Genomic DNA, 14,552 nt, shown 5'->3' on the forward strand with positions numbered 1-14,552 from the left:
GCAACTCGCCCGCCAGGCCGGGCACTCCCCACATCGAACCGCACACCGGCGTCAGCCCTTGACCGCGCCGGCGCTCAACCCCTGGATGAGGAAGCGCTGGACGTACGCGAAGAGCACGACGACGGGCGCGACGGCGATCAGGCCCCCGGCGGCGAGAGCGCCGAAGTCGGTGCCGAACTCCCCCAGCAGGTAGCTCAGCCCGACGGGCACGGTGAACCGGTCCTGCGAGCTGATGAACATGATGGCGAACAGGAAGTTGTTCCACGCGCTGATGAACGCGAAGGACCCGACGGCGACGATCCCGGGCTTCAGCAGCGGCAGGACGACCGCGCAGAACGCCTGGATCCGGCCGCACCCGTCCACCTGAGCCGCCTCCTCCAGGGAGACCGGCACATTTCTGATGAAGCCCGCCATGAGGACGAGGGAGAGCGGCAGGTGGAAGACAGTGTCGGCGATGATCAAGCTCCACAGGCTGTTCGTCAGATAGAGCCCGTTGAAGATCTGGAAGAGCGGGATGAGCATCATGGCGCCCGGGATGAACTGCGTGCACAGCATGATGACCAGGAAGACGTTCTTGCCGCGGAAGGTGAGGCGGGCGAGCGCGTACCCGCCGAGCATGCCGATCACCGTCGACACGAGGAGGCTGGCGACCGCGACGACGATGCTGTTGCGGAAGTAGACGCCGAAACCCGAGCCCTCCCAGACCCTGCGGAAGTTCTCCAAGGTGATGGGCCACGGCACGAGGGCCGTGGAACCCGGCGGCCGGAAGGCGAACAGCACCATCCAGTACAACGGGACGAGCGTGAAAAGCAGGAACAACGTCAGCGGCAACCACAGCATCAGGCGGCCGCCGACCGGGCGCCGCCGCTTGCGGGCCGCGTGCGCGCCGGTCGCGTGCCCCCGGGTCGGTGGTGTCGCCGGGGCCCGCCCGACGTCGTCGCGGGTGGCGAGGCTCACTTGCTCTCCTTGGAATCGCCGGAGCTGATGCGCAGGTAGACCAGGGACGCGAAGGTCAGCAGCAGGAACGCCGTGACGGTGAGCGCGGAGCCGTAGCCGAAGTCCTGGTCGTGGATGGCGGTCTGGGCCACGTAGAGCGGCAGTGTGGTCGTCGAACCCGCCGGGCCGCCGGCGGTCATCGTGTACAGCAGGTCGACGTTGTTGAACTCCCACACCGCCCGCAGCAGCGTGGCGATGATCACGGCCCTGCGGATGTGCGGCCAGGTCACCGCCGAGAACCGGCGCAGCGGCCCGGCGCCGTCGACGTTCGCGGCCTCGTACAGCTCCAGCGGCACCGACTGCAGGTCGGCGAGGATGAGGATGGCGAAGAACGGGATGCCCTTCCACAGCTCGGCGATGACCAGGGCCCAGAAGGTCGTGTCGGGATCCGACAGCAGGGAGGTCCCGTACTCGCCGATGCCCATGGACGCCAGGTAGTGCCCGATCCCGGTGGTGGGGTTGTAGAGCAGGATCCAGATCGTCGTCGTGAGGATGCCCGACACCGCCCATGGGCTGAAGGCCAGGGCGCGGGCCAGCCCGCGGCCCACGAAGGTGCGGTTCAGCACCAGCGCCAGCGCCAGACCGAGCACGAACTGCAGCCCCACCTCCACGACCACCCACTGGGCGGTGAAGCGCAGGCTCCGCCAGAACCGCTCGTCGGCCAGCAGTGCCCGGTAGTTGTCCAGGCCGGCGAACCCGTCGTCGAGGGGCCGGGTGAGGTTGTGGTGGCGCAGGCTCTCCCAGAAGACGCTGAGCACGGGATAGAGCAGGAAGACCAGCACCAGCACGACGGCCGGCGCGATCAGCAGGTACGCGTGCCCGGCCCGGGACCCCGCCGGGCGGTGCAGCGGTTCGGCGGTCGTGGAGCTCATCCGTGCTCCTTGTCGTACTTGCGCTTGGCCGTGGTCAGGGCCGCGGCCGCGGCGGTGAGGAAGTCACGGGGCGTCAGGCTGCCCTGCAGCACCTTCTGCCACTCCGGAAGCAGGTCGGTGACGGTGATGGAGGTGAATTCCGGCAGGTAGTAGGGCTGTTCCAGGGTCACGACGCCGGGCTTCGCGGCGGCGTCCAGCGCGGCCTTCATGGCGGCGTTCTCGGTCACCCACTTCTCTTTCGCGACCGTCTTGTTGCCCGGGAGGTATCCGGACTTCTGGGCCCAGAAGCTGTTGCCCTCGGGCTCCATCGTGTAGGCGAGGAACTTCCAGGCCTCCTCCTGATGCTCGCTCTCCTGGAACATCGCGAACCCGGTCGTCATCCAGCCGGTCAGCACCTGGCCGTCCGGCCCGGGGAAGGGCGCGACGGCGCCGACCCTCTCGGCTCCCAGGGCGGCGACGTGGTTGGGGTAGGAGCCGATGCTGTGGCTCAACATGGCCGCGCCGCCGTTGCCGAACTGGGCCACCATGGTCTTGAAGTCTGCGGTCAGATCGCTGCGCGCGGTCTGCTTGCCGAACAGGGCCACGTACTTCTCGCAGGCGGCGATGACCGCGGGGTCGTCCAGCGTGGAGGACCCGTCCTCGCGGAAGAACGTGCTCACGCCCGCGCGTGGATAGACCATCTGCACGAACTGGCTGAAGAAGCCGTTGCCGCCGCGCAGCGTGTAGCCGAAGCGGCCGGAGGAGGCGTCGGTGAGGCGGCTCGCGGCCGCGTCGAAGTCCGCCCAGGTGGCCGGCGGCTTCAGCCCGGCCTCCTGGAACCAGTCGGCGCGATAGTAGATCACGTCGGCGAGGCTGGTGGTGGGCGTCAGGTAGAGCTTGCCGTCGGGGGCGGCGGCCCGGGAGGACTTGAGCATCTGCTCGGAGATGTGCTGTTCGAGGCCGGCCTTCTTCAGGCGTTCGTCCAGGGGGGCGAGCGCGTTCTGGGCCACCAGGGCCGCGAGGTCGGACGCCTTCGGGGTGAGCAGGTCGGGTGTGGAGCGCGTGGCGATCGCGGTGTTGATCTTCTGCATGTACTGGTCGGTGGGCAGGCCCAGGTAGTTGATGCGGATGCCGGGGTTCTTGGCCTCGAACATCGAGATCAGCTTCTTGAGGTTGGCCGTGCGCTCCGGGCGGGTGTCGGTGTCCCACAACTGCAGCGTGACGGAGCCGCCGCTGCCGCCGCCTGAGCCGCCGCAGGCGCTCACCGCGGACGCCAGACCCATGGCGACGCCGGCCTGTGCCGCCGTCCGGATGAAGCTGCGCCTGGACAGGGCGTACCGGCCGAGGACCTCGGCCGGGTGGTGCTGACGGGTCATGGGTCTTTCCTCTCGTTCACCAAGAACTGCGCTCCGCTGTGCGGTTGCCATACGGTACATGAGATATGAGATTTAGGGTATGGTCGGTTCTATACAATGGGCCATATGCCCTCCGATCCCCCCGGCGGCCAGACAGAGCGCCGGTTGCGGTGGTCGATGACAAGTGAAGGAGCGCGGGTGAGTGAGACAGCGTTGGGCGCGATCAAAGCGTCTTCGAGGACGGCCCTCGTCCTCGAAGCGCTGCGTCGCGGCATTCTGAGCGGCGAGCTGCCGGCCGGGCGTGCCCTCGTGGAGGTGGAGCTCGCCAGCCGTTTCGGTGTCTCCAAGACTCCGGTGCGCGAGGCGCTGAAGACGCTCAGCGGGGCCGGCCTGGTCACCATCAGCGAATACACCGGGGTGACGGTCCGCAAGGTCGACGAGCGCCTCACCCGGAGCGTGTTCGACGCCCGGTGCCTGATCGAGCCGGCCGCGGTGCGGCGAAGCGTCGAGGCCGGGCTGAGCGACGGCGGCCGGCTCGCCCGCGAGGCCCTGCGCAAGTCGGACGAGGCCACGGACGAGGTGACCCGCAGCCTCGCCAATCGCGACTTCCACCGCGCCCTCTACGCCGACTGCGACAACGAGGTGCTGGTCGGCGTGCTCGACCAGCTGCGCGACCAGACGGCCCTCATCTCCGTCAACGTCTGGTCCCAGCGTCCCTCCTGGGAGGACGAGGCGCAGGAGCACCGGCAGATTCTCGAGGCGGCACTGAACGGGCAGGCCGACGAGGCGGCCCGGCTCGTGTTGCAGCACATCAGCGTGTTCCAGGAGCGGGCGCTCCAGCAGATCAAGGAGGCCGGCCGTGAGGTTCGGTGAGCTCTCCCGGGCCCTGAGCGACGTCGTCGCCATCCCGGTCACGCCCTACGCCGACGGCGTCCCCGACCTCACGCTGTATCGTTCGCTGCTGCGCCGCCTGGTCGACGCGGGCGTCAACGTGCTCACCCCGAACGGCAACACCGGCGAGTTCTACGCCCTGAGCGCCGAGGAGCGGCTCCAGCTGATCACGGCCGCCGCGGAGGCCGTCCAGGGAGAGGCGCATCTCCTGGCCGGGATCGGCCTCGACGTCGCCACCGCCGTCGCGGAGGCCCGCCACGCGGCGGCGCACGGCATCCGGATGGTCATGGTGCACCAGCCGGTGCACCCGCACGTGTCGGCCCAGGGCTGGCTCGACTATCACAGGGAGATCGCCGAAGCGGTGCCCGACCTGGCCCTGGTCCTCTACCTGCGCAACGCCTGGGTGGACGGCCGGCTGCTGACGCGGCTGGGCGACCTGTGCCCCAACGTGATCGCCCTGAAGTACGCCGTCGCGGACGTGAACCGTTTCGCGCAGCTACGCGCGGAGACAGGACCCGACCGGTTCGTCTGGATCGCCGGGCTGGCCGAACCGTACGCGCTGTCCTACGCCGTCCACGGGGCCGAGGGCTTCACCTCCGGGCTGGTGAACGTCAACCCCGCCTTCTCGCTCCGGCTCAGGGACGCCCTGCGTGAGGAGCGCTATCCGGCGGCGGAGCGGATGCTCCGCGACATCGCGCGGTTCGAGCACCTGCGCGCGGTCGACGGCGGAGCCAACAACGTCAGCGTCGTCAAGGAGGCGATGCACCAGCTCGGCCTGTGCGACCGCGCGGTCCGGGCGCCGAGCACCGTCCTCGGCGAACCCGAACGGCAGGAGGTCGCGCGGATCCTCACCGAGTGGGCGAAGGCCGACGACCTCGGGCCCCTGCCCGTGGCGGCGTCATGAGGATCAGCGGCCTCCGCTCGTTCGTGCAGCGCGTCGGCGATCGTCCCCGGGTGCTGGTGCGCGTCGACACCGACGAGGGCGTCAGCGGCTGGGGCGAGGCCTACAACCATGGCCCCGACCTGGCGCTCGGCCCCCTGCTCGACTACCTCGGCGGGCAGATCAGGGGTGCGGACCCGCGGCGCGTGGAATACGTGTCCCAGCTCCTCCTCCGCACCGCCAGGTTCCCGCAGGGGGCGCTCGGGCTGGCGGCGATCGCCGCCATCGACCACGCGCTGTGGGACATCACCGCCAAGGCGCTCGGCGTGCCCGTCTACCAGGTGCTCGGTGGCGCCGTACGGGATCGGGTGCGCGTCTACTGCGGGCTCTACTCCGCGCCCGACCCCGACGAGTGCCGCCGCCAGACCACCGAGCTGCACCGGCAACACGGATTCACCGCCTTCAAGCTGAGCCCGTTCCGTACGGACCTGCACGCCAGACGCTGGGGCCTCGTCGTCGCCGAGACGGCGGAATGGGCTCAGGAGGTCAGGCGGTGCTGCCCGGAGGAGTTCGACTTCGCCTTCGACGCGCACGCCAAGATCTTCGAGCCCTACCAGGCGGTTCAGCTCGGCAACGCCCTGGCGCCGATGGACCCGCTCTTCCTGGAGGAGCCGCTCCGCCCGGAGCACTTCGCCTCCTGGGGCCACCTGCGCTGGCAGTTGGAGGTGCCCCTGGCCACCGGCGAGAGCCTGTACTCTCCCCACGAGTTCCTGAACCTGCTCACCCACGGGGGCGCCGACCTCGTCCAGCCGGACATCTGCGTGGTGGGCGGCATGTCCCAGATGCGGCGCATCGCGACCCTCGCCGAGACCTTCAACACCATGGTGGCGCCCCACAACCCGATGGGGCCCCTGGCCACCGCGCACAACGTGCACTTCGCCGCGGCCTGCAGCAACTTCTCGATCCTGGAGTACAAGCCGGAGACGACGAGGTGGTGCCCGGACCCGTACGTGCCGGTCGACGGGCACCTGGAGCTGCGGCCCGACCGGCCCGGCTGGGGGATCACCATCGACGAGGACTCCCTGGCGGAGGACGACTACGTGCACTGGGAACGCCGGGTTCCCGTCCGGCCGGACGGGTCCCTCGCGTTCTGCTGACACCGCGCCGTCGTCATCCGCCAGGAGCGCGCTGATCGCCGGCATCACCGCGGCGGGGGCGCCGTGGATGCCGTAGGCGACCGCCCCTGGGACCGTTGCCGCGCAGCGTCAGGCGGGCTGCGGGGCGGGCGTCGCCGGAGCGGCCGCGACCTTGCGGGTCTCGCGCATCATCAGCAGGCCGTTGACCACCATCAGCGTCGCGGTCAGGGCGTGGACGCCGAGCGCGGTGGCCACGGAGCCGTGGTGGGCCAGCACGGTGGTCATGTCGCCGTACGCGGCGAGGGCCTCCACCAGCAGCACCCAGCCCAGCGCCCGGCGGTGGCCCGTCACCAGCAGGATGCCCAGGACCAGGGCCAGGACGACGTCGCGGATTCCCTTGATGATCAGGAAGCCGCCGCCGTCGCCGGACGGCCAGCCCGGCAGGCCGAACCCCGGCGCCGTCGTCTCCGGGCTCAGGATGAAATCCGTCCCGAACCAGAGGATGAAGAGGATGAAGGCGGCGGTCAGGACGGTGTTGATCTTCTTCAGTGACATTGTTCTTCTCCTGCGAGGGCTTGGGAGTTCTGTGGGGTCTGGTCAGGCGGCGCGGACGCGGCTGATGTGGCGGGCGTAGCGGGGGCGGCCGATGATGTGCCAGATGCCGCGTACCGGAGCGGGAAGGGCGGACAGGAGCGTGTCGCGCTCGTCCGCCCCGGCGGCGGCCTCCCACGCCGGGACCGCGGCGTCCAGCCTGGTCAGCGTGGCCGCGACGCGCTCGTGCTGTGCCTCCATGCGCAGGACGATGTCGGCCTCCAGATCGACCCGGGACAGCAGCGGCGGCCACAGCAGCTCGTCCTCTCCCTCGTGATGGTTCTTCAGTCCCAGCCGGTAGTCGCGGAAATGGTCGGCGATCACTTTGGCGCGAGCGGTGTCACCCGGGGCGACCGCCGCGACGAGCTCCATCAACAGCCGCGACTCGCGCCGGAAGGCGCGGTGGACGATCTCCATGTCCTGGGTGTTGACGCTCATCTGTTCCTGCCCTTCTTCGGTGGCGATGTGTTCAGGCTGCTCCCGGGTATTTGGAGGGGGCTTGGAGCCGATTTGGAACCGTCCCCGTACGATGTGCGAATCATGGTTTTCATCCGGGTGCTGGGCTCGTTCGCGACCGAGGTGAACGGTGCGGCCGTTCACCTCGGCGGGCCGCGGCAGCGGGGCGTGCTGGCGTTGCTGGTGGCGGCGCGTGGGCAGGTCGTGCCGGTCGATCGGATGATCGAGGATCTGTGGCGCGAGGAGCCGCCCGCGCGGGCGCTGATGTCCTTGCAGGCGTATGTGTCCAACCTGCGCCGGCTGCTGGAGCCCGGGCGCCCGCCGCGCACGTCGGCCCGGCTGCTGGTGAGCGCGTCGCCCGGCTACGCGCTGCGGCTGCCATCGGAGTCGGTGGACGCGTGGCGGTTCGAGGACCTGCTCGACCAGGCCCGTACGGTCACCGACCCGCGTGCCGTCCGGTCCCGGCTCGCCGAAGCGTTGGGGCTGTGGCAGGGACCGGCGTTCGCCGAGGTCGCCGACGAGCCGTGGGCCGCCGCCGAGACGGCCCGGCTGAACGAGCTGCGCCTGCTCGCCACCGAGCTGCACGTCGCGGCGGGTCTGCGAACCGGCGACGCTGCCGCGGTGGTCCCCGAGGCCGAGCGGCTCACCCGTGATGAGCCGCTGCGCGAGGAGGGCTGGCGGCTGCACGCCCTGGCACTGTGGAGCAGTGGCCGCCAAGCCGACGCGCTCGCGACGCTCCGCCGCGCCCGCGGCATCTTCGCCGAGGAGCTCGGGCTCGACCCCGGCCCGGACCTGACGGCGTTGGAGGAGGCGATCCTCACCCAGCGCACGGACGTCCTGCGCGAGACCGTGCCCCCGCCACCGCCGAGCGCACCGCTGCCGCGGCCGGCTCCGATCACCGAGGCGCCGTTCGTCGGACGCGAGGCGGAACTGTCGGCACTGGTCACGGCCGCCGCCGAGGCCGCCACCGGGGCCGCCACCGGGGCCGCCACCGGGGCCGCCACCGGGGCCACCACCGACGGCGCCCGCATCGCCCTTGTCACCGGCGAGGCCGGGCTCGGCAAGTCGACGCTACTGGAACACCTGGGCAGGCGGCTTGAACGTGACGGATGGCTGGTCGCCGTCGGCCACTGCCCCGAGGTCGACAGCGCGCCGCCCGCGTGGGCCTGGACCGAGGCGCTGAGAGCCGTTGCCGCGGTCACGTCCCCGGGCGAGTTCGCCGACGGCCTCGCGCCGCTGCTCACCGACACCGAGCCGGTGAACGCCGACGCCACCGCGGGACGGTTCCGCCTGCGCCAGGCCGTGTGGAAATGGCTCGCGGCGGTCGCCGCGGAACGCCCGGTCGCCGTCGTGCTGGACGACCTGCACTGGGCGGACGCCGCCACGCTGGAGCTGCTCGGCGGCGGCCTCGGCATGCGGGCCCCGATCCTGGTCGTCGCCGCGTACCGCGCGGACGAGAGCGGGCACCTCACCGAAACGCTGGCCTCCCTCGCGCGCGCCACACCCCTCCGCCTGGCGCTGCCGGGGCTGAACGACGAGGCCGTCGCGGAGCTCGTACGGACCGAATGCGAGGCCGACGAGGAGACCATCGCGGGGATCGCCGAGCGCACCGGCGGCAACCCGTTCTATGTGCGCGAAAGCGCCCGGCTGCTGAATGGCGAAGGCGCGCTGGTCGCCCTCTCCGAGGTACCCGAAGGCGTACGGGACGTCCTCCGCCGCCGCCTCGCGCGCCTGCCCGAGGGAGGCGTGTCCATCCTCCGGCTGGCCGCGGTCGCAGGCCGGGAAAGCTCGGTGGACGTCCTCGTCAAGGCCGCCGACACCGACGAGGACGGCGTGATGGACGCGCTGGACGCGGGCGTCATCGCCGGGCTGCTGAACGAGCCCGCCCCCGGACGCGTCCGCTTCGTCCACGCCCTCGTCAGGGACACGCTCATCGCCGACCTCAGCCGCCTCCGCACAGCCCGCATGCACGCCCGGATCGCCGCCGCTCTTGAAGGTACCCACGACATCGCGGCGCTGGCCCACCACTACGCGCGCGCCGGCTCACCAAAGGCCGTCGGCTACTGCGTCCAGGCCGCCGAGCTTGCCGAGGCCCGCTACGCCCACGACGTGGCGGCTGCCCTCCTCACCGACGCCGTCGCCAACTCGACCGGACCGGACGAACGCATCGAATTGCTCGGCAGGCTGCTGCGCGCGCAGATCCGGGCGGGAGCCGTCGGAGCCGCCCGCGAGACCCGCCGTGAAGCTGTTGAGTACGCGGAGTCCCTGGGCCGCGACGACCTGATGATCGCCGCATTCACCGCGTGGACGGAGCCGACCACCTGGCAGGCCCGTATGTACGGCACGGTCGACCGGTCCATCGTCGACCGCCTGAGCCGCCTGCTGAAGCGCGACCTGACCCCTTCGGTGCGGTCCCGGCTCCTGACGGCGTACGTGGACGAACTGGTCGGCGAGGACGACCCGACCGTTCTGGAGGCAGCGCAGGAGGCACTCGACCTCGCCACCGGACCCCGGCTGCGGGCCGCGGCACTCCAGAGCCTGGCCCGGGTCCACGGCGACGCCGAGCTCTGCCGAGAACTCGTGGCGATCGGCACCGAGCACGACCTGCCCGTCTACCGCGTCACCGGGCTGATCAACCATGCCACCGTCGCCGCCGCCGCCAACGACCCGGTGACCATGCGCCAGGCGACCACCGAGGCCCTGGACCTCGCGCGCACCTACCGAATGCGCGAGGCGATCGCCGTCGCCGAGATCACGCTGGCGACCCTGGCGCTCGTCGAAGGCCGATTCGCCGACGCCGAGCGCTTCTACATCAGGGCCGACGAGGGCATGCGGCGCGCCGGATCGGTGCACGGCACGGGCTTTCTCCAACTCGCCCTGGCCACGATCTGGCTGAACGACGGCACGCTCGGTGCGCACCTGGACGACGTGCGCGCCCTCCACACCGCGCTCGGCCCCATGACCTCCGACCTGCTCGCGCTCGCCCTCCACGCCAACGGCCTGGACACCGAAGCCCGCGCGGTCCGCGCGTCACCCAGCCCGATCCGCCCCGACTTCTTCTTCACCTTCCTCACAACGTTGCGCGCGATGGCCATCGTCGCCTTCAACGACCGCGACGCCGCCGAGGAGATCTACGCGACGCTGCTTCCGCACCGCAACGGCCCTCCGGCGGGCGCCGCGAGCCTGGCGGTGGCGCTGCGCCCGGTCGCCCACACCCTCGGCGAGCTGGCCCTCTTCCTGGGCCGCACCGAGGCCGCCGCCCACTTCACCCAGGCCGCCACCATCGCCGACCGGTGGAACGCACCCCACTGGGCCGCCGAGGCCCGGTTGCGAACGACCACCTAGCCTCTGCCCACGGCGCCGCACGCCTGTGACACAGAAGGTGCATTATCTGTCACGCCGACTGTCGTCGGATCGCCTCCGCCCAGCTCGGCCTCCGCCGCGCCGCGGGCGACTCGGCAACATTAGGTGTCACATCGACGTTGAGGAGGGCATCCCCGTGTCCGTCGTGGCGTTCCCCGGGCCAGCCCGACTCCGCCCTCGGCGTCCCGACCGCGATCGTCGCGCCGGTCGCGGCCGCCGTTGAGCGTTTCCTGGCGTCCCATACCGCGGTCACCACCCGTGCCGGCTACGCCGAGCCCCTCACCCGGCTGACCGCCATCACCGGCCCGGAGCATCCGGTCGCCACGCTCACCCCCGTAACCTCCCGGGTGTCGGTCAGGCGGGTGGCGATCTGCAAGGACAGGGCCGCGGCACTGCAGCGGCAATGCGCCCCCCTTGAAATCGGGCTCATCGACCAACATCTTGAGCGCGCCGCCTGGCACCAGCGGGCAGCGGCGCATAATCGGCAAGCAGCTAACCAAGATCGGCCACGTTGACCACGATCCGGGAGGCCGAACAGCCGAAGGGGCACTGCTACTTCTCGCTGTCTCTTCCGGATGAAGTTGACGGCCTGGACAGATCTTGACCTGCGGCACCACACTTTGGTTCGGACGGTTTCCAGCGGAGTGGTTCAACTCTTTCTGTCGGCGAGAGGAAATCAAAGTCCCGGGGGCTGCCCCGGTTGGGCAGCACGGTCGTGCTGGGGATGGCCTGCAGCAGGTCGCCGGCCATCCTGACGACTTCGAAGGCTGGCTAGAGCACGACCCCGATCTGCGCGTCAGCGTCTGGGACGCTCGGGCTGCCGCCGACGCCAGCCGAGGTCAGCTGGGGTTCGAAGGATACCCGGCGGATCAGTACGGCAGGGTGCTGAAGCTGTCGAAGATCCCGCCACATGCGGTCGAGATCCGCTCCCCTTTGCCGGTACGCCGGCAGGTGCGTACGCGCCATCGATCTTGGCCTTCCCCATGATGACCTGCGTCACCGACGGCTGAGGAGACGGCGCAGGTGGCCGCCGCGTGCGGCGGCCAGCTCGCCAGGACTCACCCCGCAGGTCAGAGCCATGAGCGCCAGCGCATCGGCACAAGCTTGACCAGTCAGCTGTTCGGCCCAAGCGCGCAGGGCGGCCAACTGGTCGGCCGAGCACAGCTCCGACACCTCGGCCGGGGCCTTCATCGGCGACAGTTGCTGCTCGCCGTGTTCCCGCCATACCAGGATCGCGCGCACCGAAGACCATCACCGACAGCGCACAATCCCGACTTCATCACAAGCGGATGGCGGGCCGGACCCAATGATCCTTTCCTGGTTGCTTACCCGACATACTGGTATGCCCCGATTCAGAAAGGGCCGCGCCATGTATCCGCCACCCCCCTCCTACCCTGGCTACCCGCCACCGCAGATGCCCTTACGCCCGGTCCGCGGCGTCGCCATCTTCGCCATGGTGGCCTTGGTGTGCGACTCGCTCATCGGGATGGTCGCGGCCGTGATCGATCTCTGGTACGCCTCGCTTGTGGACCGTATGATCGCCGACGTCGACTCCGTGCCCGAGGCGGAGATCGACACAGGCGATCTCGTCTACGGCCTGTCCGGCATCCTGGAGACGATCGTCTACGTCGTGGCCATCGTGGCGTTCCTGGTGTGGTTGTTCAGGGTCCGGGCGAACGCCGAAATCCTCTCACCCGGCGGCCACCGGCGCGGCCAACCGTGGCTGATCTTCGGCTGGATGGTGCCCATCGTCAACTTCTGGTTCCCGAAGCAGATCGTGGACGACATCTGGTCTGCCTCCGCCCGCGTTCCCTCGCCTCCTCGGGGGCTGTTCAACGCCTGGTGGGCGGCCTGGCTGATCGGCACCTGGGTGGCCAACGTGGCCGGCCGCCTGCTGTTCAAGGCCGACGAGCTGGAGCCGCTGGCCGCCGCCGCGCGGTTCGACGTGGTGGGTATCGCGCTGATGCTCATCGCGGCCGTGCTGGCGATCGGTGTCATCCGCAAGATCACCGAGGCCCAGGAGGAGCACCGCTCAGCCGCCGCCGGCATGCCCTCAGAAGGCATGCCTCTCGGCGGCATGGCTCCCGGCGCTCCCGGCGGCTACCCGGGGCACTGACGGTTGCTCCGCCGGGCGCCAACCGGGTGACGAGGCGATCACCGTGGCGGTCTTCATCGGCCGCGCCGATGAGGCCGACTGCGGAGCCAGCGCCCGCGAGAGGACTTGACTGGCGGCCGGATGGTCGTTCCGCTGCGCTTCTCCACGGTCAACCGGTCACTCACCTTCATCCACGACGGCGACCACTTCCTCGGGCTGAATCCAACAGTCTGCGGCTTCGTTCCGCCAGGGCGCCGGCGCCCCGAGGATTCTGCGTGCGCACAAGGGGGTGAGCGTGGTAGTGGCGTTCAGCCCCGACGGACGCCTGCTGGCCGGCGCCGGCCACGACGCCACCGTACGCCTGTGGGATCTGAAGGGACACGGCAAGCCACGAGTACTGCGCGGACACACCGGGGCGATCAAGAACGTGGCGTTCAGCCCGGACGGGGGCCTGCTTGCCAGCGTGAGCGTCGACGGCACGGCGCGCGTGTGGCAAACAGGCGGGAACACGCCGCCCGTCGTGCTGTACGGACACGAAGGCGCGGTGGAGGGGCTGGCCTTCAGTCGTGACGGGCACCGGCTGGCCACCACGAGTGACGACTCCACGATCCGCATCTGGTCCCCGGGGGGAACCGGGGATCCGCTCGTGCTGCGTGGTCACGAGCGGGTCGTTTGGGGCGCGGCGTTCAGCGCTGACGGGACCAGGCTGGTGTCCGCGGGCGACGACGGGACCGTACGCGTCTGGGATCCGGCAGGCATGGGGCTCGTTTCGGTGCTGCGCGGCCATGAGAAGGAGGTGTGGACGGCGGCCTTCGATTCGAGCGGCCGGCGGGTGTTCAGCGGAGGTGTGGACGGAGCCGTCCGGAGCTGGGACTGGTCTGCCGGCACCAATCGCGTGCTGGACCGGCACGACGGCGAGGTGGTGGGCCTGGCCGTGAGCCGCGACGGGAGGCGCCTGGCCAGCGCCGCCACCGATGGCACGATACGGGTCGCCGACACGGGCGGCGATACGAAGCCGGTGGTGCTGCGGGGCCACGAGCGTGTGGTGTGGAGCGCCGAGTTCAGCCCGGACGGCCGGTGGCTGGCCAGCGCCGGCCGTGACAGCACGCTACGTGTGTGGGATCTCACCGGCGCGGCGGCGACTCTGGTCCGGCAGGCGGACGCCGAGCAGATCCGCGATGTCACCGTCAGCCCGGACGGGCTCCGGCTGGCGACCGGCGGGCAGGACGGCACCGTACGGATCTGCCCTGTATCTGGCCGAGGCGAGCCTCTGGTGTTACGCGGCCACCAGAACATGGTGTGGTCCGTCGCCTTCAGCCCCGACGGGCGATGGGTGGCGGGAACAGGACACGACGGGACGGCCCGCATCTGGCGCACCGACGTGGCCGCCCCTCCCATGACGGTGCGACGGGTTCGCCGCCACCGTTGAAAGCGTCGAGTTCTCCCCTGAGGGAGCGCTGCCGGCCACCGCCCACGGGGACGGCACCGTGCGCTTGTGGCGCTGCACCGCCTGCGAACCGATCGATGATCTGCTCACCAGCGTCGATCGGCGACTCGCCGGGGAATGACCCCGGACCGCCGGCCACGCCCCATCCGTGCAGGTCAGGTGGCGGGGCACACCGTGAAGGGCTCGATGCCCGCCAGGTAGGTCCGCCACTCCTCGGCCGACAGCGCGCGACCGGCGCGGGCGCACACCTGCGTGACCAGCCGCCGCTCGTCGAGGTCGTGGGTGCGCAGCGTGCCGTCGGACGTCAGGCTGTAGATCTTCGTGCCGTCCGGGGAGAAGCCCAGCCAGGAATTGTTGCCGACCGACTCTGTCAGGCCGTCGAACACGACGCCCAGCTCCCGCTTGCCGGCCACGTCCCACAGCCGGATCCGGGGGCCGTCCTCGTACACGGCGATCGTGCGCGCGTCCGGCGACCAGGCGACCGCCGCGAC

Annotated in this window: 13 protein-coding genes; 6 read left to right on the forward strand and 7 right to left on the reverse strand. The window is 70.6% G+C overall.

Features of this window, described 5'->3' with window-relative positions:
• Positions 1–51: 51 nt before the first annotated feature.
• The 3 genes from ABZX61_RS62470 to ABZX61_RS62480 are packed head-to-tail and all read right to left on the reverse strand — an operon-like array spanning position 52 to position 3,223.
• Positions 52–957, reverse strand: a complete 906-nt coding sequence (locus ABZX61_RS62470) for a carbohydrate ABC transporter permease (RefSeq protein ID WP_350734160.1) — start codon at positions 955–957, stop codon at positions 52–54.
• Positions 954–1,868 carry a sugar ABC transporter permease gene (locus ABZX61_RS62475; RefSeq protein WP_355211927.1) on the reverse strand — a complete coding sequence of 305 codons (915 nt, stop codon included), beginning with the start codon at positions 1,866–1,868 and terminating at the stop codon, positions 954–956. Before ABZX61_RS62475 ends, ABZX61_RS62470 begins: the two co-directional genes overlap by 4 nt.
• Positions 1,865–3,223: a sugar ABC transporter substrate-binding protein gene (locus tag ABZX61_RS62480; RefSeq protein ID WP_355211930.1), complete on the reverse strand. Its 1,359-nt coding sequence runs from the start codon at positions 3,221–3,223 to the stop codon at positions 1,865–1,867. The genes ABZX61_RS62475 and ABZX61_RS62480 overlap by 4 nt, the downstream gene beginning before the upstream one ends.
• A 177-nt stretch (positions 3,224–3,400) precedes the next feature.
• On the opposite strand from ABZX61_RS62480, the gene ABZX61_RS62485 reads away from it, so the two are divergent.
• Genes ABZX61_RS62485 through ABZX61_RS62495 form a run of 3 tightly spaced genes read left to right on the forward strand, consistent with a single transcriptional unit; the run spans position 3,401 to position 6,130 of the window.
• Positions 3,401–4,075, forward strand: coding sequence for a GntR family transcriptional regulator (locus ABZX61_RS62485; protein WP_355211933.1), 675 nt, complete (start codon positions 3,401–3,403; stop codon positions 4,073–4,075).
• Positions 4,062–4,997 (forward strand): dihydrodipicolinate synthase family protein, encoded by a 936-nt coding sequence (locus tag ABZX61_RS62490; protein WP_355211936.1) that lies wholly within the window; start codon positions 4,062–4,064, stop codon positions 4,995–4,997. The genes ABZX61_RS62485 and ABZX61_RS62490 overlap by 14 nt, the downstream gene beginning before the upstream one ends.
• Entirely contained in the window at positions 4,994–6,130 is a 1,137-nt protein-coding gene (locus ABZX61_RS62495) for a mandelate racemase/muconate lactonizing enzyme family protein (protein ID WP_355211938.1), read from the forward strand. The genes ABZX61_RS62490 and ABZX61_RS62495 overlap by 4 nt, the downstream gene beginning before the upstream one ends.
• 108 nt (positions 6,131–6,238) lie before the next feature.
• Here ABZX61_RS62495 and ABZX61_RS62500 read toward each other — a convergent pair whose 3' ends face one another.
• A complete protein-coding gene (locus tag ABZX61_RS62500; protein ID WP_355211941.1) occupies positions 6,239–6,664 on the reverse strand; it encodes a DUF4267 domain-containing protein in 426 nt (141 codons plus the stop codon).
• A gap of 42 nt (positions 6,665–6,706) precedes the next feature.
• A complete protein-coding gene (locus tag ABZX61_RS62505; RefSeq protein ID WP_355211943.1) occupies positions 6,707–7,138 on the reverse strand; it encodes a hemerythrin domain-containing protein in 432 nt (143 codons plus the stop codon).
• A 102-nt stretch (positions 7,139–7,240) separates the two neighbouring features.
• On the opposite strand from ABZX61_RS62505, the gene ABZX61_RS62510 reads away from it, so the two are divergent.
• Positions 7,241–10,501: a BTAD domain-containing putative transcriptional regulator gene (locus tag ABZX61_RS62510; protein WP_355211946.1), complete on the forward strand. Its 3,261-nt coding sequence runs from the start codon at positions 7,241–7,243 to the stop codon at positions 10,499–10,501.
• 1,014 nt (positions 10,502–11,515) lie between these two features.
• Here the strand turns inward: ABZX61_RS62510 and ABZX61_RS62515 are convergent.
• Positions 11,516–11,761 carry a hypothetical protein gene (locus ABZX61_RS62515; RefSeq protein ID WP_355211948.1) on the reverse strand — a complete coding sequence of 82 codons (246 nt, stop codon included), beginning with the start codon at positions 11,759–11,761 and terminating at the stop codon, positions 11,516–11,518.
• 100 nt (positions 11,762–11,861) lie between these two features.
• Here ABZX61_RS62515 and ABZX61_RS62520 point away from each other — a divergent pair, with 100 nt between their 5' ends.
• Positions 11,862–12,635, forward strand: a complete 774-nt coding sequence (locus ABZX61_RS62520; protein ID WP_355211951.1) for a DUF4328 domain-containing protein — start codon at positions 11,862–11,864, stop codon at positions 12,633–12,635.
• A 250-nt stretch (positions 12,636–12,885) separates the two neighbouring features.
• Positions 12,886–14,043 (forward strand): WD40 repeat domain-containing protein, encoded by a 1,158-nt coding sequence (locus tag ABZX61_RS62525; protein WP_355211957.1) that lies wholly within the window; start codon positions 12,886–12,888, stop codon positions 14,041–14,043.
• 173 nt (positions 14,044–14,216) lie between these two features.
• On the opposite strand, the gene ABZX61_RS62530 is transcribed toward ABZX61_RS62525, so the two are convergent.
• A partial coding sequence (locus ABZX61_RS62530; RefSeq protein WP_355211954.1) for a WD40 repeat domain-containing protein occupies positions 14,217–14,552 on the reverse strand: 336 nt, incomplete at its 5' end.

Origin of the sequence: Nonomuraea sp. NPDC003709 (assembly GCF_040610775.1) — a bacterium.
Lineage (GTDB): Bacteria > Actinomycetota > Actinomycetes > Streptosporangiales > Streptosporangiaceae > Nonomuraea > Nonomuraea angiospora_A.